At 41.9% G+C, this 19,242-nt stretch carries 15 protein-coding genes; 10 read left to right on the forward strand and 5 right to left on the reverse strand.

All coding sequences use genetic code 11. The features are described from left to right. Window positions 1–70: 70 nt before the first annotated feature. Window positions 71–1,327 carry a pyridoxal phosphate-dependent aminotransferase gene (locus ACQ86K_RS00635; protein WP_112651714.1) on the forward strand — a complete coding sequence of 419 codons (1,257 nt, stop codon included), beginning with the start codon at window positions 71–73 and terminating at the stop codon, window positions 1,325–1,327. Window positions 1,328–1,455: 128 nt separating this feature from the next. Here the strand turns inward: ACQ86K_RS00635 and ACQ86K_RS00640 are convergent, their stop codons facing one another. After that, window positions 1,456–4,350: a DEAD/DEAH box helicase gene (locus ACQ86K_RS00640; protein ID WP_091172969.1), complete on the reverse strand. Its 2,895-nt coding sequence runs from the start codon at window positions 4,348–4,350 to the stop codon at window positions 1,456–1,458. Window positions 4,351–4,756: 406 nt separating this feature from the next. On the opposite strand from ACQ86K_RS00640, the gene ACQ86K_RS00645 reads away from it, so the two are divergent. Then, window positions 4,757–5,974 (forward strand): M57 family metalloprotease, encoded by a 1,218-nt coding sequence (locus tag ACQ86K_RS00645; RefSeq protein ID WP_091172966.1) that lies wholly within the window; start codon window positions 4,757–4,759, stop codon window positions 5,972–5,974. A gap of 259 nt (window positions 5,975–6,233) precedes the next feature. On the opposite strand, the gene ACQ86K_RS00650 is transcribed toward ACQ86K_RS00645, so the two are convergent. Continuing rightward, window positions 6,234–8,687 carry a PIG-L family deacetylase gene (locus ACQ86K_RS00650; RefSeq protein ID WP_091172962.1) on the reverse strand — a complete coding sequence of 818 codons (2,454 nt, stop codon included), beginning with the start codon at window positions 8,685–8,687 and terminating at the stop codon, window positions 6,234–6,236. Window positions 8,688–8,949: 262 nt separating this feature from the next. On the opposite strand from ACQ86K_RS00650, the gene ACQ86K_RS00655 reads away from it, so the two are divergent. From ACQ86K_RS00655 to ACQ86K_RS00670, 4 genes are read left to right on the forward strand one after another with little or no spacing between them, the layout of a single operon-like run. Next, complete coding sequence (locus tag ACQ86K_RS00655) at window positions 8,950–9,597, forward strand: TetR/AcrR family transcriptional regulator (protein WP_091172957.1); 648 nt, start codon at window positions 8,950–8,952, stop codon at window positions 9,595–9,597. Next, window positions 9,581–10,945 (forward strand): TolC family protein, encoded by a 1,365-nt coding sequence (locus ACQ86K_RS00660; protein ID WP_091172952.1) that lies wholly within the window; start codon window positions 9,581–9,583, stop codon window positions 10,943–10,945. The genes ACQ86K_RS00655 and ACQ86K_RS00660 overlap by 17 nt, the downstream gene beginning before the upstream one ends. 22 nt (window positions 10,946–10,967) lie before the next feature. Further along, complete coding sequence (locus tag ACQ86K_RS00665; protein WP_091173137.1) at window positions 10,968–12,023, forward strand: HlyD family secretion protein; 1,056 nt, start codon at window positions 10,968–10,970, stop codon at window positions 12,021–12,023. A gap of 4 nt (window positions 12,024–12,027) precedes the next feature. Then, on the forward strand, window positions 12,028–13,572 hold the full coding sequence (locus tag ACQ86K_RS00670; RefSeq protein ID WP_090535020.1) for a DHA2 family efflux MFS transporter permease subunit: 1,545 nt from the start codon (window positions 12,028–12,030) through the stop codon (window positions 13,570–13,572). 254 nt (window positions 13,573–13,826) lie between these two features. On the opposite strand, the gene ACQ86K_RS00675 is transcribed toward ACQ86K_RS00670, so the two are convergent. Both ACQ86K_RS00675 and ACQ86K_RS00680 read right to left on the reverse strand, forming a co-directional pair. Further along, a complete protein-coding gene (locus ACQ86K_RS00675) occupies window positions 13,827–14,411 on the reverse strand; it encodes a carboxymuconolactone decarboxylase family protein (RefSeq protein WP_091172949.1) in 585 nt (194 codons plus the stop codon). 242 nt (window positions 14,412–14,653) lie between these two features. Beyond that, window positions 14,654–15,199, reverse strand: a complete 546-nt coding sequence (locus ACQ86K_RS00680) for a peroxiredoxin (protein ID WP_091172945.1) — start codon at window positions 15,197–15,199, stop codon at window positions 14,654–14,656. 186 nt (window positions 15,200–15,385) lie between these two features. On the opposite strand from ACQ86K_RS00680, the gene ACQ86K_RS00685 reads away from it, so the two are divergent. Genes ACQ86K_RS00685 through ACQ86K_RS00700 form a run of 4 tightly spaced genes read left to right on the forward strand, consistent with a single transcriptional unit; the run spans window position 15,386 to window position 17,926 of the window. Further along, window positions 15,386–16,480, forward strand: coding sequence for a WG repeat-containing protein (locus ACQ86K_RS00685; protein WP_176844545.1), 1,095 nt, complete (start codon window positions 15,386–15,388; stop codon window positions 16,478–16,480). Beyond that, window positions 16,477–17,286, forward strand: a complete 810-nt coding sequence (locus ACQ86K_RS00690; RefSeq protein ID WP_091172938.1) for a YARHG domain-containing protein — start codon at window positions 16,477–16,479, stop codon at window positions 17,284–17,286. The genes ACQ86K_RS00685 and ACQ86K_RS00690 overlap by 4 nt, the downstream gene beginning before the upstream one ends. Next, window positions 17,283–17,606 carry a DUF2306 domain-containing protein gene (locus ACQ86K_RS00695; RefSeq protein WP_091172934.1) on the forward strand — a complete coding sequence of 108 codons (324 nt, stop codon included), beginning with the start codon at window positions 17,283–17,285 and terminating at the stop codon, window positions 17,604–17,606. The genes ACQ86K_RS00690 and ACQ86K_RS00695 overlap by 4 nt, the downstream gene beginning before the upstream one ends. 20 nt (window positions 17,607–17,626) lie before the next feature. Continuing rightward, window positions 17,627–17,926, forward strand: a complete 300-nt coding sequence (locus ACQ86K_RS00700; protein ID WP_256337521.1) for a DUF2306 domain-containing protein — start codon at window positions 17,627–17,629, stop codon at window positions 17,924–17,926. An 87-nt stretch (window positions 17,927–18,013) separates the two neighbouring features. Here the strand turns inward: ACQ86K_RS00700 and ACQ86K_RS00705 are convergent, their stop codons facing one another. Then, the gene (locus ACQ86K_RS00705) at window positions 18,014–19,180 is read right to left on the reverse strand and encodes a toxic anion resistance protein (protein WP_091172928.1); all 1,167 of its coding nucleotides are present in this window, start codon (window positions 19,178–19,180) and stop codon (window positions 18,014–18,016) included. Window positions 19,181–19,242 lie beyond the last annotated feature (62 nt).

The raw sequence follows: 19,242 nt of genomic DNA on the forward strand, positions 1-19,242 counted from the left end.
ACCTTTCGCCTTTATCCTTTCGCCTTTCACCTCAATCGGCTATCTTTGCCGCTTATAAATATATAAATCCATGAGTGTTTCTTTATTAGCTCAAAATTTGCATGGCTCGGAGATCATTAAGATTGCGGGCGAGATCAACGAATTAAAACGACAAGGCCAGAATATCGCCAACCTTACCATTGGCGATTTCGATTCCAATATTTATCCTATTCCAACTCCTCTAAAGGAAAAGATTATAGACGCCTATAATCATAATCAAACCAACTACCCGGCTGCTGATGGTATGCTTGATCTGCGCCAGAGTGTAAGTGGCTTTTTGAAAAGAAGTTTAGGTCTTGACTATGCACCTAACCAAATCCTGATTTCGGGTGGTTCGCGCCCGCTGATCTATTCTATATTTTTGGCGGTAGTTAACCCCGGCGAAAAAGTGGTTTTCCCTGCACCGTCATGGAACAATAACCATTACAGCGATCTGCTGAATGCCGATGCAGTGATTATCCCCACTGCTCCTGAAAATAATTTTATGCCTACGGCAGATGATATTCGCCCGCATTTAAAAGGAGCGGCTTTGCTGGCGTTGTGTTCGCCTTTAAATCCTACCGGTACCATGTTCAGCAAAAAGGACCTGGAAGAGATCTGCGATCTTGTAATTGCCGAAAACAAGAGCCGTGCAGTGGGTGAGAAACCACTGTATTTACTATACGATCAAATCTACTCGCAGTTAACTTTTGGCGAGCATAAGCATTACGATCCGGTAACCCTTCGTCCTGAATTAAAAGATTATACCATTTTCGTTGATGGCGGTTCAAAATGTTTTGCAGCAACGGGTGTACGTGTAGGCTGGGGTTTCGGGCCGGAGCTGGTTATCGAAAATATGAAAGCCATTGTAGGCCACATGGGTGCCTGGTCGCCAAAGCCTGAACAGATGGCTATGGCCAAATTTTTAACTGATGAGGCTGATGTAAACAGTTATCTTGATGATTTAAAGGGAAAGATCCAGGCAAGCCTTACTGCCCTGCATGAAGGTTTCCAGGAAATGAAAGCCAGCGGTTTAAATGTAGATTCGATTGAACCGATGGGCGCTATCTACCTTACCCTGAAAATAGATTACAGTGGCAAAACCACTCCGGACGGCAAAGTATTGAAAGATTCGGCAGATATTAACTTTTATTTAATTAAAGAGGCCGGAGCCGCATTTGTTCCATTCTCGGCCTTTGGTACAGGTGATGAGGTGAACTGGTTCCGTGCATCGGTTGGTGCAACTCCACTTCATGAAATAGAAGCCTTGATACCGAGGGTGAAAGCAGCGTTGAGTAAGTTAAAATAAGCCCCTCTAAATCTCCGCCTAAAGGGTGATACTTTAAAATTGCGCGTTATCAGAAAAGAAAAAGCGATGAGCACCAATTACTCACCGCTTTTTCTTTTAAAGCCCTCGCGGTTTAGGGAGGGGTGTTTTTACCCCAATATCTCCTTAATATCATCCGCCGTAAGCGATTTAATAAAGCTTTCTTCGGTAGTAATCAGCGCTCTTGACAGGCTGAGCTTACGCTGCTGCAGGGCCAGGATCTTTTCTTCAACCGAATCTTTGGTGATGAATTTATAGATGAAAACGTTTTTGGTCTGCCCGATACGATGTGTGCGGTCAATGGCTTGCTGCTCAACAGCCGGGTTCCACCATGGATCGAGAATAAACACATAATCGGCTTCGGTAAGATTAAGACCTACGCCCCCCGCTTTTATCGAGATCAGGAACACACGCGTTTTTTCATCCTCCTGGAATTGCTTAACCACATCGCCCCGGTTTTGCGTAGCGCCGTCCAGATAGACGTAAGGAATACCAACGCGCTCAAAATGCTCGCGGTAAATGCTAAGCTGTTTTACAAACTGCGAAAATATGAGCACCTTGTGACCACCATCAAGCACGTTGCCTAAGGTATGCACCACATCTTCAAATTTACCGCTGTCGCCTTCATAATCCTTATCGATCATGATAGGATGGTTAGCAATTTGCCTTAACTTGATCAAACCCTGCAATACCTGAATCTGTGTTTTAGCGAACGTGCCATCCTCCAGGCTTTTCAGCAACTCATTCCGGTATTCGGATTTTACCTCTTCATAAACCGAAGATTGTTCTTCGGTCATCTGGCAGTAAAAAAGATTTTCAGTTTTGGGTGGCAATTCTGTTGCTACCTGTTCTTTGGTGCGGCGTAACACAAAAGGCTTGATCAGGGCCTGAAGTTTGCGGGCCTTATCTTCATCCTTTTTCTTTTCTATAGGAGCTACAAACTCGTTTTGGAAAAACTGCTGTGCACCCAATAAACCAGGATTAATGAACGACATCTGTGTCCACAAATCGTTAACCGAATTTTCGACCGGGGTGCCGCTCAAGATCAATTTAAAGCGCGACTTGAGCTGTTTAACCGCCTGGTATGATTTTGATGATGGGTTTTTGATGTTCTGACTTTCGTCCAGGATCACGTAATCAAAAAAGAAGCCTTTAAACATTTCAATATCAATGCGGCTGATACCATAGGTAGTGATCACCACATCGTAATTGGCAAAAACTTCAGCACTGCGATAGCGCATGGTGCCCGTATGTACCATAAGCTTTAACTGCGGTGCAAATTTGCGGGCTTCATTAAGCCAGTTATATATCAGCGAGGTTGGCATGATTACCAGCGAAGTGGCTTTGCCTCCGGCTTCTTCCGTATCTTCCTTGTGCTTTTGCAGCAGCGATAAAGTTTGGATGGTTTTACCCAAACCCATATCATCGGCAAGGCAGCCGCCAAAGTGGTATTGTTTTAAAAAGTGAAACCAGTTATAGCCTGCTTTTTGGTACGGCCTCAAATTGCCTTCAAAATTAACGGGCATCGGCGCGTCCTCAAGCTCATCAAAATTGGTGAGCTTTTGCAGTTTGCGGGTCATGGTAACGCTGGCCATTTCGCCTTCGGCTAAATCGGTAACGAGGCCAATATGGTGACGGCGTAGTTTTAAATCATTGCTGCCTTCGGTAAAGTGCAGCAGGTTGCCATATTGCGAAAACCATTGTTCAGGAATTACCGCAATTTCGCCCGATGGCAGGGTAAACTCCTTTTTATGGTTAAGGATATGGTTTTTTAACTGGATAAAAGGGATTCGGTACGGGCCGAAGCTCACCATGGCGTTGATATCAAACCAGTCGTTATTTTCGGTTACTACCAGTTCAATTTTACTGCTGCCAAATACGTAGCGTTTTTGCCCTTCAGGCTGTTCCAGTTCAAAGCCCTGTTCAATAAGCTGATCATGATGCTGATTGAGCCATTCAAAAACAGAGAACGAGCGGTCGTCATCTTCATCGTGTCCGGCAACTTCAAGGTTTTGGAACAATGATGAAGCTATTTTAAGCCCCATTTGCTCCAATTGGTGCATTTTGCCTTTTTCCCAGGTAGTTGAACGTTTAATACGGTGAAACAGGTAATCATCGCCGGTTTTTTCCATCCGCACAGAAATGTGCCTGCCATCGCCATAAGGAAATACATAGCCCGCATACTTAAAAGAAAGTTGCAGCTGCGAAGTACCGCCTTCAATATAAATAGGTTTAAGCACAGGGCAGGCATCATACTTTTCGGTATTGATGGTAAACCCTTCGGCGTAAACATTATGCTTTTCGATAAGCGGGGCAACAAATTTTTCAAAGTATGATTGCTCCGACGATTTTGGTATAGCGATGAAACGCTTGTTCAGGAATGGTTGCAGTTTTTTACCCTCAATCTCCTTGTCGAAATAATACAGGGTATCATCAAGCAGCATCCAGGCCGGGTGATTGCAAATGATCTCGGCATTTTTAAACATGAACTCAATGCGCATGCCCTGATATTTGATGGTAGGAAAATACCTGATCTCTTCTTCACTGCGCCTGAAATGAAATAACACTGATGCTGCCTCGGTAGCCAGCTGAAGTTTGCGTTCGCCTGGATAGCCTTCCTTACTCATCTGGTATACCTGCTTACCGCAAAGTAACGATAACGCTTCAGCTATCCGCTTCTCCAGTTTTGGGCGGATCATGTCAAACATCTGCTCGTTGAAGATCTTGGAGAAAAACTCGAACGGACGGATTGGTTTTTTATAATACCTTTTGATCACGTTGCCTTGCTCCATCTCTTCCAGCAGTTTGATCAGCCTGATATCGGTATCGTCCAGAAATTCGCAAAATTCTTTGGCGGTATTGGAAAATAAACGCTGGTGTGTTAGTGAAAATTCACCGTTCGGATTAAGCTGAACAATGTGTGGTTCAATAACATACGACAGGTAGTCATGCTTGGCAATGGCATAAATAATTTGGCATGGTTTGGAACTGTCGACGCGTAACATGTGCTTCAGGGTAAAAAATTATTTGAAGCTACATCAAGAAAAATTCAAACGTAAATAGAATTTACTGTAATTGAAAGAGTTTTATATTAAAAAAATGTTAATAAAGTAAAATTGACACATTGTTGATAACATATGTAGTGTTTTTGACGGTTGAAAAGGTTTGGGATTAAACAGATTTACCACAACTGTAAAACTGTTGAGTTCAGTCAAAGGAGAAGTCTGTCTTCTTAGAATCCCTTGAGCCCAGGTTTATAATATTGATATTTAATACCTTGATTATTCATAATAGTGTTGTTGTATTCTGTGGTTTCGTTTGGTTAATTTTTATTAAATAAAAATTAAATAATTACAATAAATATAATTAATAATATTATTTTTGACTTAAACTTAAATACATAAATCACAAATGAAAAACCAAAACCTCAAACTCGCATTTATTGCGTTTACCACCTTGCTATTGTTTAATTCCTGCAAAAAAGCAATTCATGATTTAGCACCTGCGGATAAAGAAAAAAACAGCACCAGTGCCTTGGACTACATTAAATCATTGGGTTTCCGGGATTCTGATATTAAGGATATCGGTACCGACTACCTGGTGGACGGTGATATGCTGTTTTCAAAGAAGACCGGTGTTGCAACAACAAATGGTGGCGCTTCGAAAATTAAGACAGATCAATACGGTGCGCAAAATTACCTGGGTTTAAACACTAATGTAGTGATCAATATTGATGCTTCTATGAGCGCGTATACTGCTGAAATTAACGCGGCCATTGCACAATGGAATGGTATTCCGAACTGCAGGGTGAAATTTTCTGTAGGCAGTTCGTACAATGTTACGATAATGGCGAATAATAATATTGGTGGAGCTTGCGGGCAGTCTTATTTCCCGATAAACGGGCAGCCTGGTTTTATAATCTACATAAGCCCAGCCGCGATTTCGGGAAATTCATTTGATCAAAGACAACGAACAATAGCGCATGAGTTAGGTCACAGTATTGGTCTTAGGCATACCAATTGGTTTTTAAACGAACCACAGAACGGAACAGCACCTAACAGCGCCCATTACAGCGCCACTCATATTCTTGGTACACCTACTGAAGCCGATCCGGTTTCGTTAATGAATGGCAATGAATGCGGTACCGGGGCAACAGTGCTTTCGAACTATGATAAAATTGCAGTACAATTTCTTTATCCACTAAACCCGCCGGTAGCGGGCACATCACCCGTTTTCAGATATTATAACGGCGGCTCGTCCGATCACTTTTACACTACGGATTATAACGAATTGGCTCAGGGAAATAACACAGGGTATATATTTGAGGGAATCGGCTTTTTTGCCTTTACTAGCCAGGTAGCCGGTACAGAGCCTGTATATCGTTATTATAGTTCCTCTGCTGTTGATCACTTTTATACAAGGAATGCGACTACTCCTGGTGGTTACATCAAAGAAAAGGTAGCCTTTTATGCCTATCCCAACCAGGCAAATAGTTCAGTGCCAGTTTATCGCTATTATCACGGAGGTACACCTGCCGAAATTGACCATTTCTACACTAAAAATCAAAACGAATTTTATTGGGGTGCAGGCGGATATGCTTATGAAGATGTGCCGTTTTACGCCTATTAATTATCGCTAAAAAAAACCAAAGCGGTCTCTTTAAGAGGCCGTTTTGGTTTTATAGTTATTTTAATGCTTTACATATCTTCGCTCCTTTTCTCCAGGGGCATCCACATTTTGTCACCCTGTTTATAGGTTTACAGGGTAATATCCCACTCAGTACGATTTACCGGTTTGCCCAGTTTGGCTGCACTGAAGTTAATGCTTCTTCAGGGGCTCTCATAGAGAATGCTGTTGGCTTCGCTAAGTAAACACGTTGTTTATCAGGTTATTTTGGTTTGCTCAATAGATTAATAAACAACCTGTAAGCTCCCGGTACACCGGCAGGCAACTCCCTGAAAAATGCCAGGGAAGTATATACAAACCGGCCCTTACCATAATCGCCCACAATTAATGATCCGTTAAGCGGTTCTTCTCCTTTATCATGCATTTGCAAAATGGGTTTGTACTGCGGGTCGATATTGCTTACAAAATACAATCCGCGTTCCTGGATCCAACCGTTAAAATCATCATTGGTTATTTTATTAGGATAGTTTAATACCGGATTTTGCGGATCTAAAATCGTCACTTCGGCGTTTTCGTCAGTAACCCTGCGGTTCACTACGGTAAACGGATATGGGCCTATTTGCTTTACAACAATACCATTGTTGTTATTGTATTGCACTACCAGGTTGCCGCCGTTCTTTACATATGCCATTAACTTCGATTGCTGATAAGCAAGTCGCTCGTTCACATTGTAGGCCCGTACGCCGGTAACGATGGCATCATAGCCCGAAAGATCGCCGTTTGTTACTTCATTTTCGGTGAGGATATGTACTTCGTAACCTACCTGGCGCAGGGCTTCAGGCATCTGGTCGCCGGCACCGGCAATGTAGCCTATTTTTCTGCCGTTATGTTTAAGATCGAGGTAAACAAGCTTTGTTTGTGCCGGCGGAAATAGGGTAATAGCTGGTACGTGATCATACCTGATACGGCGAAGGCTAAGTGAAAACGGTTTGCCATTGGCGTTAACAACTGCTTCCAGATCGGTTGTGTTGGTTTTGGTATCGGTTGGACTAACCGTAAATGCCACCGACCATTCATCGTTTTTGTCCTTATCGGTAAAGTCAATTTTTTCGGGACTTATTTTCCATCCGGCAGCGGGTTTCAGGCTGATGGTACCACTTGCTTTGGTAAAACTTTTCAACTTTACCAGTACTGTTTGTGCTTGTTGCGTGCTGAAAATATAATCCTTGTCTTCAATATTAGCGGTTACCGGCGGCGTTATTTCAATAGGCTGATAAACCTCGCCCCTAACCGGGTCAACGTATTTATATACAATTCGGCGGTCGATATTTATGGGCTTACCCTCAATAATAAACTGGAAAGTAACTTTTGGCAGGTCAGGATTTTCAGGGTTACCGGCAAGCGTGTTATCCGGCAAAGTGTAAACACCTATTGGATGCGGTAAGGCCAGCCAGTAAGGCTGCGTTAGCATGGAAGCTGCGGCAGTGGTTTCAAAAGTTTGGAGTTGGTTAAATGGGATCTCCTTGCTTTGCAAAGCCAAAGAGTTATCATTGGCATCAATGCTGTTTATTTTAACACGATAATTAAAACGGTTGATCACCTGCGCGCGCACGCCTATTTTATCGCCGAGTGAGTAAGTTGACTCAGTAGCATAAGCCTCAAACCACAGGCCGGCACATGCCGCTATGAGATTGTTTAGCTCTTTAGTTTTTTGTTCACGCCAGTAGGTATCCGGTACTTTCTCAACTTTCATCAGTAATTGCACCAATGCGGGTAAGGACTTTTCAGGAGCTTCGCTGATAAAGTTCCGGCTGATCACGCCTATCATGGCTGCAATAGCGTCTCCGTCTTTAACTCGTTTCCAGGTGGTATTAACACCATCCATCAAATCGTTTTGAGGGGCATCGCCTAAAATAGTTTTAAAAAACTCGTATGATTCGCCGCGTTGCTTGGCCGAGCCAAAGCCCTGGGTTTTATGATTACTGCGACTTTCGGCAGCTATTTCGCCATAGCTTTTACCTAAGATTGGGTTATAAACACCTACATCAATTTTAAATTGATCGGGAGCGGTAGTATTAACACTGCCAAAGCTGAAGGTGTTCCACATAAGGCGTTTGGCCTGCCATGGCTTTACATATTTTAATTGCTCGGGATAACGGCTCGGATCGGCAGCAGCTGTAAAAGCTTCCTGCGCTAATATGGCCGATGAGGTATGATGACCATGACCACCTTCGCCGGTTGTAGGGAAGCGGCAGATGATCACATCGGGCCTGAACTTGCGGATCACCCACACTACATCGCCCAATACTTTTTCTTTGTCCCAGATTTTTAGTGTTTCTTCCGGTCCTTTCGAAAAGCCAAAATCATTGGCGCGGGTAAAAAATTGTTCAGCACCGTCAACGCGGCGGGCGGCCAGCAATTCCTGCGTACGGATTAAACCAAGCAATTCGCTTTGCTCATTACCTATCAGGTTTTGCCCGCCATCGCCGCGGGTGAGCGACAGGTAACCGGTGCGATAATGTTTTTCCTGCGCAAGGTAGGCCAGCAGGCGGGTATTTTCATCATCAGGATGCGCCGCAACATACAATACGCTGCCAAGCACATCAAGTTTTTTAAGGTTTTGCTGAATAGTGCCGAGATCGGTAGGCGGGTTGGTTTGGGCTTTTGAAAATGCAGTTGTTAGCAGGAATACTACAATGAGGTGGATACGCTTCATAGCAACAAATATATTGAAAGATAGATATTCTGTATTTCCTGTATCAACAATATAACAAAACCATTACTGTGGCCGTCAATCTGTTAAGATTTTTGATGGTTCATATTAAATGTTTCAACAAATACTTTTATTTTTTACAATTTTCTTAAGGTTGTCAAACAAATCTGTCATTCGATGGTAATCTTAATCAACCGATTAACTTTTTCTGCTTCAATCCGATACGCTTAATCAATCGTTTGATTAATTTTGTGCCGTTAAAACAATGGAAAAAGATAAAATAGATAAAAAGGAACATATCCTCGACGTGGCCGAAAAGGTGTTCGCGGACCTGGGTTATGACGGAGCCTCCACCCGTACCATATCGGGCGAAGCCGGTGTAAACATGGCTATGCTCAATTACTATTTTGGATCAAAAGAAGGACTTTTCCTGGCAGTTTTTGAACGCAAGATCAATTCGTTCCGTACGCTGCTGCAAAATATTAGCAGCGACGGCAGCATGAACGCCTGGGATAAACTGGATAAATGTATTGACAATTATGTTGAACGCATCATCGCCAACAACTGTTTTCAAAAACTCATTAACAGGGAAGTGTCCATGAACAAACGTGGCGACCTTACCGATAAGATCATCGAGATACTGATGGTAAATGTATATGAGGTAAAAAGAATTATGGAAGAAGGTGTAAACAACGGCCTGTTTCATGCAGATGCCGATATACCGTTGGTAATAGCAACCCTCTTTGGTACAAAAAATTATATAGTTAACATGCCTCAGATATCATCATTAGTATTGGGACATGATATTCGTGATGAAAAGTTTATGGAAAATGAACTGAAACCACGTGTTAAAACATACATGAAAAGACTTTTAAAAGCTTATTTAGTAAAAGAACATGACAACTCAAAATAACAAAACCAATCACCTTAAGCTATTAAAGCAGGTGTTACGGCCCGTTTTGCGGGGCAGTATCGCCCTGATAGTTTTAAGCCTGCCTTTTGCTGCCAGCGCACAAGACAGGACAATTACACTTGATGAGGCTATTAAACTTGGCCTCGAAAACAGTAAAACACTAAAGCTATCAAACTCAAAGGTTGAACAGGCTGTTTCTGAATACAACCAGGCCAAAGATGAAGCCCTGCCAACAGGTAAAGTGAGCTACGGCTATAACCATGCTGAAATTCCGGCCAACAGGCTTGCATTAGGCGAGTCAAGCTTTAATTTGCCCAACCGCGCTGATGCTTACCTTGGCATTCTAACTTTAAACCAAACCATATTTGCCGGTGGTAAATTGAAATATGCCCGCCAGTCAACCGACTTGCTTACACAGGTTGCCCGTTTGGATGTAGAGAATGATAAAGACCAGATTGTTTACGATATAATCAGCTCATACTACAACTTGTACAAAGTATTGCAAAGCAAAAAAGTAGTAACACAAAACTTAACTACTGTTGATGCCCAGATTAAACAGGCACAACGCTTTTTTGAACAAGGCTTAGTTACTAAAAACGATGTACTGCGTTTTCAATTGCAACGCTCAAACATTGAAGTTAATGGCGTTGACCTGGAAACTAACCGCCGTATCATTAACTATAACCTTAACGTGTTGTTAGGTTTACCTGAAGGTACACAGTTAAACATAGATCAGATTAAGGAGGCCGACAGGCAGGTAGCTCCGTTGACAGCTTACCTTGATACAGCAATGGCTGTACGCCCGGAGTTTAAGCAATTCGCGTTGCGTAGTCGTGTTGCCGAAACCAATATCAAGAGTATTAAAGCTAATGAGCTGCCAACTTTAGGCGCTTCGGTTGCAGGGTACTATGTAGATGTTAACTCCAACCCTATACCTAAAAGCGGCAATTTTATTACTCCACTATCGGCCGGCTTAACGCTGTCATGGAACTTCGGCTCATTGTGGACTAACAAGAACAAGGTAAAGGAAGCCCATATCCAGAGCCAGCAGGTTGACATAAATAAAAGTATCACCGCAGATCGTGTGAAAGACGAGGTTAACCAAAGCTACCAGAACTATACCCAGGCGCTTGAAAAGGTTAAACTTTTACAGACCGCTATCGATCAGGCTGGTGAAAACAACAAGATCCTCGAATCGAAATACAAAAGCAATATAGCATCCGCAACAGACAGGGCAGATGCAGAAACCTTGCTTTACCAGGCACAGATCAACTTAGAATTGGCTAAAGCCGATGCTGGTCTTGCTTACTATACGCTACAAAAATCAACAGGAAAAATCAACAAATAATAATACCAAACCTTTAAATAAAATGGCAAAGGAACAAGAAACACCGGAACAACCGAAAAAGAAAAATAAAGTTATCCCCATCATATTAGGTATTGTACTTATTGGCGGCGTAATTTTCGGTATAAAAGAATACATCTACTTTAGCAAACACATTGATACTGATGATGCCCAGATCGACGGCGATATCAGCCCTGTAGTTGCCCGCGTTGGCGGTTACGTTGATTCAATTTATTTTGAAGAGAACACCCATGTTAATGTTGGTCAGCCGCTGGTTAAAATTGATGACCGCGACTATAAAGTAAAATTAGAGCAGGCTCAGGCGGCACAAGTTGGCGCAAGCGCAGGCATTAATGTAAATCAATCGCAAATTTTTGCTAACGAAGCAAACTCTGCAAGTGCAAAAGCTCAGGTTTCATCAAATCTGGCCCATTTAGAAAAAGTACAGAAAGATTACGACCGTTACGCCAACCTGGTAAAAGACGGGTCAGTAACCCAGCAGCAATTTGACCAGGCTAAGGCCGACTTGGATGTTGCAAAAGCTAATTACAGGGCATCGCAGGATCAGTACAAAGCTGCTGTTCAGCAAATTGGTACAACCCGCAGCCAGTTGGCTGTTACCCACACGGGTGTATCACAAAGGCAGGTTGATATTGATTATGCAAAGCTGCAATTGAGTTACACGCTGGTGAAATCTCCGGCAAGCGGCTTAGCCTCTAAAAAGAATGTACAGTTAGGTCAGCTGGTACAGGCTGGTCAAACTTTGTTTTCAATAGTGAATGATAACAGCCTTTACATTACCGCTAATTACAAAGAGACACAGCTTACCAATATCAAAAATGGTTTAAAAGTTGAAATTGAAGTTGACGCTTATCCAGACATGAAGCTGGAAGGACAGGTTTACAATTTTTCGCCTGCTACAGGTGCCAAATTCTCACTGTTGCCTCCGGATAATGCTACCGGTAACTTCGTAAAAGTTGTACAGCGTGTGCCTGTAAAAATTAAAATCAACGGCACTAAAGAAGAGCTTGCAAAATTACGCCCTGGTATGAGCGTAAACGTATCTGTAATTAAAGAATAACATTATGGCTGAAACTGGCTTTAAAAAGTGGATCATCACCATTACGGTGATCACAGCCTCATTACTGGAGCTGATAGATACCACTATCGTTAACGTAGCGTTGCCTCACATACAAGGTAACCTTGGCGCAACCCTTGAGGATGTGGCCTGGGTAGTTACCGGGTATGCGGTAGCAAACGTGATCATATTGCCCATGTCGGGTTGGCTGGGCGGCCGTTTTGGGCGTAAAAATTATTTCATGGCATCTATCATCGTGTTTACCATCGTATCCTTTTTATGTGGTAACGCGCACAGCATGGATGAGCTGGTATTGTTCAGGATTATTCAGGGTATAGCCGGCGGTGGTCTGATTTCGACAGCCCAGGCCATATTACTTGAAACCTGGCCCCGTGAGCAGATAGGTACTGCAACCGCGCTATTTGGTTTGGGAGCGGTAGTAGGTCCAACTGTAGGCCCAACCATTGGCGGCTGGATAGTTGAAAACTACTCATGGCCTTGGATCTTTTACGTAAATATCCCGGTGGGGGCGCTGGCGGCGTTTTGTACGTACACCTTCGTGCGGGAAACACCCAAGGATGCCAAAGGCAAACCTGTTGACTGGTGGGGTATTATCTTGCTGGCTATTGCAGTAGGCAGCTTACAAACCGTACTTGAAAAAGGTGAAAGTGAAGACTGGTTTGCTAAGCCATACATCCTGGTTTTAACTATATCGGCTGTATTAGGTACCATATTATTCATCTGGCGCGAAATGAGTACCGAGCACCCGATTGTAAACTTCAGCATTCTGCGGCACCGAAGTTTTGCCGTGGGCATGTTCACATCCTTCATACTCGGGTTTGGTTTGTATGGATCGGTATTCGTGTTCCCGGTGTTTTGTCAAAACCTGCTTGGTTTTAATGCCCAGCAAACAGGCGAGCTGTTGTTCCCCGGTGGTTTGTGTACCATTGTAATGATGCCGTTTATAGGCAAAATGCTGAATAAGGGCATACCAGCCCAGTTTATGGCTACTGCGGGCATGTTCCTTTTTTATGTATTTACACATATGTTAAGCAATTCGACACTGGCTACCGGCGAAAAGGATGTGTTAATACCGTTATTAATCCGTGGTGTGGGTATGGCTTTATTGTTCGTGCCGCTTACTACTTTGGCCATGGCTGATTTGAAAGGTCCTGAACTGGGCCAGGGATCGGGCTTGAACAATATGATGCGCCAGTTGGGCGGTTCGTTCGGGATTGCTACATTAACCACCCTCATCCATATACGCCAGGGTGTGCACCGCAATAATCTGCTTGTAAATATCAATCCGTATAACAATCCGTTTAATGACCGTTTACACATGCTTACCCAGGGATTTATGGCCAAAGGCAAATCAATGATTGATGCTACCCATATGGCATACCAGGCTATTGAAGGTATGGTTACCAGGCAAACATTGTTGTTAACGTATGATGATGCTTATTGGATATCGGGATTGGTGATGTTATTTTCGATACCGTTGCTTTATCTTCAGCCGTTCAAAAAGCTGAAAGCTGTTGCCGATTCGCACTAAAACAATAAAAGCCGTTCCACTATTACCGGAACGGCTTTCCCCAAAAAAATTAACAATTAAAATTTAAGTAACTCCTCCCGCATAAACAACATATTTGAATATTGCGACCGGGGTTTGTTTAATCTTAAGGTATAAATTTACTGGATTTTAATTAATAAACGCAAATTTTATTGGGCAATAAAATACTATTTATGAAAAAGGCATGAAATTTTATTATTTCATGCCTTTTTCATTGTTAAAATAAGTTAAGCTTGTTAAAATATAACTTTACCTGTAGCGGTAATTAATGATGCTATACGTACGGCATCAAAAATACGCTCCTCGGTGGTGCCTAATTTTATAAGCGAATCCTCATGTGCGTTTACACACATTTCGCAGCCATTAATGGCTGATACAGCCAAACTGGCCAGTTCAAAAAATTCTTTACCGGTTACCGGTTTCATCATGAGTTGCATACGGATCCGTGCCGGGATCTGGGTGTACTTTTCCTTTTGGGTAAAATGCCTGAAACGGTAAAATACGTTGTTTGATGCCAGCAATGAGGCGCAACCTACAGCTTCGGCAATTTCGGCATCGGTAGCTTCGTTTTCTTTAGCGTATTTGGTAAAGAAGTTGGTAAGCGGAACATTGTTATTGTTTACAGCAGTAGCCAAACCCAGCAAGGCGCATTCTTTATTAGTTAGATGTGCAGAAGTAAGGGTGCTGGTAAAGTTCAGTTTAAGGTCGCGCAGATAGCGTGATTCGCCTGTTTCTAAAAGGCTCAGGCTGGCTGTGCGGTAATTTTTATCTAATCCGATACTTTCAAGTATCTCCTGGATCACTTCGGTACTTTCGTTCATTTTTTGGGGTAATTTTCTTATTGTAGAGACGCATAATTGCGTCTCCTGTATGCAAATTAAGGAGGTTAAACACCATGCAATGTGGCTTGTCCTACGGAGACGCAATTATGCGTCTCTATATAAAAAACAACTTTCAGCATTAGGCTTTTAGCCTTCCGCTTTTGGCTTTTCCTTAGCTTAAAAAAGGGTGTAAAAAATCCCCGCACCGAAATACAGTACGGGGACGTTTATCTGTTGTATAATTATACAGTTAAAGTTTCCTGACCTTTTTCCCAGTTGCAAGGGCAAAGTTCGTCAGTTTGTAAACCGTCAAGTACGCGTAATACTTCTTTTACGTTACGGCCAACGCTCAAGTCGTTAACTGATACCCAACGGATGATACCTTGTGGATCAACGATAAAAGTAGCACGGTAAGCGATTTTTTCAGTTGGCTCCAAAATACCTAAATCTTCAGCTAATGATTTTGAAGTATCAGCAAGCATAGGGAATTTCAAATCGCGCAGATCGTCGTGATCTCTTCTCCAGGCAGCGTGAACAAATTCAGAGTCGGTAGAAGCACCGATCAAACGGGTTTCGCGGTCGCGGAATTCGCCAAAGTTTTTGTTGAATTCGGCGATTTCAGTAGGGCAAACAAAAGTAAAGTCTTTTGGCCACCAGAACATTACAGTCCAAACGTTGTCATCGTTGGTTAAATACTCAGAAGTAAGGGTTTCAAACTCTTTACCTTTTTCAAGGCTTACTACTGCTGTTTTAGAAAATTCGGGGAATTTTTGTCCTATCGTTAACATATTTTGATATTTCTTTTAATGTTTATGCAAATATAAAAATTTTAAACCGCCTCCCGAATACTAATAATTGATGCTATATAGATTTTAACTATATGGTTATTATGTAATATAAGTAATATTTATTGGTCTAATTTTAAGTATTTTGGCTCGTTTCTACTATTTCAAAAAATGCATTATCTTGGTTGTATGAAAACTAAACCTATCATCATTATTGCGATAACTGTTATTGTATTAACTGTTGGCGGATACTTTATTTTCCGTGGAAAATCCAAACCGTCGACCAGCAGCAATGAAATAAGCAACTTTTTAAAAGCATTCAAAGCTCAGGTTATAAAAGGCAATCGGGATTCATTGATGAGTTATTTTGCCGATAAGCAAGCATCTGAACCTATAAATAAATTAATAACAACCCTAATCAACAAACAGCGAAAAAGCGACGAAGAGGATGTATCTTTTAACATAGAGCTGAATGTAGAGCAGGCCGAAATTACGCAGATCAATCCTCAACTCGCCACAGCTGTTGTTCCTGTTACCTTTAGCGAGCAACATCTGGATACAAGGCATTCGGGCATAACTTTTACCATTCAAAAAAACGAGCAAAACAAACTCAGCATCTACCAGGCAGATGCTCGTAATTTCATGAGTGATTATATAGCTTACCGTAATACCGCGTGGACGAAAAAATATACAGATAAAGAAATTTACAGCCCGGAAACATTGAAAGCATTCTTAGATGCAGGCAATTTATTCGCTAAATATGATAGCGTAATATGGTTTACCCATTTAAAGAAACAGACATATTTTTATGTAGTAAAGGGGAAATGGGATTACTATAACTTAATGAAGGATACTACCAAAATATATAAAATGGGATTAATCGGACCCGATTATAAAGAAGTAATCCCTGCTGAATATGACCTTATTCATAACATCAGCGGCACGTTCCCTGATCTTATTGAAGTTGAAAAAGATCGTAAGCGGGGTTTTTACGACCTTAGTGGCAAAGTTGTAATTCCCGTTGAATATGACCAGATATTTCCGGTTAATGACACCGAAAACCTTGCCGCATTAAGAAAAGGCGATGAGTACTTTTGGTTAAAAAACGACTTTTCTGTGTCCGAAAAAGCCGAGGTTAAAATCAGTGAGCTGTTTTCAAAACTTAAGCAACCAAACTCATTTACATTGACCAAAAGCCCGGCCGGTGATATCACCGAGTTTAACTCGCGCGAGCAGCACGGCAGCATTTATATACCTCCTCTTACCTTGTTGACCTTGGGTTGATCCGAAAGATTCAGGAGTTTAAAAATCCGCTGCGAAACCATGTTGACTTTGTAGCAACAAGTTCACAGTATATAGTAAAAGCGAAGGCGTTGCCAGTAAAAATATCCACAGAAAACAACAGTTGGCTGCAAAGTGCTTATTATTCTATCCGCGATTACTTTATTGGAGGCCGTTCCGAATTCTATGACACCAATAATATGGTGTTGATAGATAACAAAAACAACAAGATTTATAGCTATGAAATTAACACTGAAATTAACTCCGAAGAAGGTGGTAGCGAATTAAGCGGAAGCTGCAATGAGTATAATATCAACGCTATCAGCGATTCGCTGCTGGAGGTAAAAGTAACCACCACTGCTAACATCGAACTTTATAATAACACCTTTATTGATGAATTACCCATATTTCACCTTTTAAAAATTGAAAATGGTAAAGTAAAAGAGGCCATGAATACCAAAAGGGTATTTGCTTTTACTAAATACCAAAAAATAGACGACCATTTTATTAATGGCTGTTATGTTTATGGTAAACTTGATAATGGAAAATATAAAACTTCAGTCGGAAGGCCAATTTCGTCCGAAGTATTGAGGTATATGAAAAACGAAATCTATGCCGATTATAATTATAAGTTTAAAGACAAACGCTGGACGGAAATGTTCGAACAACAATTTTACGGACACTATAAATCAGAAAACCTCAGCGTTCAGGATTCGCTAACCGAGATAGATAAGTATAACATCCAGTGGATAGATCAGAGGCTAAAAGGTTTACCGTCAATAAAACCAAATGTACTTGCCGCTAAATGAGCATTACAACCCGCATATTGGGATACTTTGCCTTTTTTTGGGTATTCGTACTCTGCGCCGGTACGTTTGTTCAGTACTGGGATTTTAATCATGATTCTTATTTTCTGCATATCAAACAAAAAGCCGTTGAAACCGGATGGTACCTGCCTGCTTTTTATTGCCATATTATAGGCAGCAGCGTGATCCTGTTAGCCGGTTTTTTCCAGTTTTCAAAAAAAGTATATAATAACAAAGCCCTACACCGGACATTGGGAAAGCTGTATGTGTTCGGCGTGCTGTTTTTCGCGGCACCGGGCGCTTATATCATGACGCTTTTATAAACCGGGGTACAGGCGTATTTATATCTTTTTTACTTCAGAATACATTGTGGATGGCCTTTACCCTGGCGGCATTTTTATTGGTTAAGAAAGGGCGAATTGATGATCATATTAAAATGATGAACCGGAGTTATGCGCTGGCTTTCGGCGCGGTTACTTTGCGGTTTTATATCTGGCTGTTTACTGTTTTGGGTAACGGCGTAAACTTTCATAATAACTACCTCATCATTGCCTTTTTCAGCTGGGTGCCTAATTTGATTTTGGCTGAGGTTATAAACAAGTATGGGAATAGGCAGGTTGAGGTAGAGAGAGAACGGGTATAAAACAAAAGCGTCATTGCTGTAAAGGAACGAAGCAATGACGCCAATGCATTAATGCCTTCTCCGTTGGAGAGGGTTGGGTGAGGCTCTTTAACTCACGCTCGTTACCGTTTTCTTCAATTCTGTTTCCAGGTTTTGAAGCTCAGTATTCAATGTGCGGCGATTGGCTGTGCCTTCGTCGTGAATGCGTTTTACCTCGGTAAGGGTTTCAATAAGTGATGAAGTAGTCTTTTTCAGTGTGTCTAACGATACTACCGTTTTCTCATTTTCGCGGGCTACATCAATACTGTTTTGTTTCAGCATTTCGGCATTCTTTTGTAAAATGGTGTTGGTTGTATCCGAGATCTTTTTCTGCATCTCCACATTCTCTTTCTGGCGGTTGAGGGCTACAGCAATGGTAAGCTGGTTTTTCCAAACCGGGATTGTGGTTGATACAATAGACTGTGCTTTTTCGGCAATGGTGGTATTGTTGTTCTGCACCACACGGATCTGTGCCAGCGATTGCATCATGATAAAGCGTACTACCTTTAAATCGGCAAGGCGTTTATCCAAACGGTTCACAAAATCGCGCAGGTCGGCAATTTCATAATCCTGGTAAGCCGTTGGGTTACCGTCCATCACTGCCAGCTTTTCGTTAAGCTCATTATACTTGAGTTGACCAGCAATGATCAGGTCTTCCATTTGTTTAATGTAGGTAACATTGCTGTCAAACATGGTTTGCAGCGAGCTGTTATCCTTTAACGAATTAACACGGCCTGCCTTGATCTTATTGGTGATCTTATCAATATTGTTAACCACGGTATCGTATTTCTGGAAAAGCTTTTTGGTATCAACCACCAGCTTTTTCATAAAAGGGATATGTGAAATGAATGACGTAAACGCGTTTTGGTTCAGCTCATCAACATCAATATAATTAAGTTCGGTAAGCAACTCGTTAATCAGCCCGCCTACTTCGCCTGAATTATAGGTACGTACCGAAGTAAGGAAGTTATTGCTATATTTCTCCATGGAGTTTTGTATCTCAACGCCGTAGTTCAGTATCGAGTTAACATCAGCTGGGTTGATGTCCTTACCCATCTCACCGTATTTTTGCAAATCCTGGTTTGGTATAGCGTCAAGGTTTACATTACCTTGTTTATCCACCTTCATAGGCACATTGCCGGTTGGTGCGGCTGCCGCCGGAAGATCCAGATTGGTTGGAGTGATCAGCGGTGGTATATTCAGATTTAGTTCATCATTGTTTGGTGCACTTTCCATAATCTTATTATTAATGATTTAGTAGTACTTAATTAGCTGATCTTAAGCGCCACCCGGCTTAA

This window comes from Mucilaginibacter sp. P19, from assembly GCF_050632265.1.
Classification (GTDB): Bacteria; Bacteroidota; Bacteroidia; order Sphingobacteriales; family Sphingobacteriaceae; genus Mucilaginibacter; species Mucilaginibacter gossypii.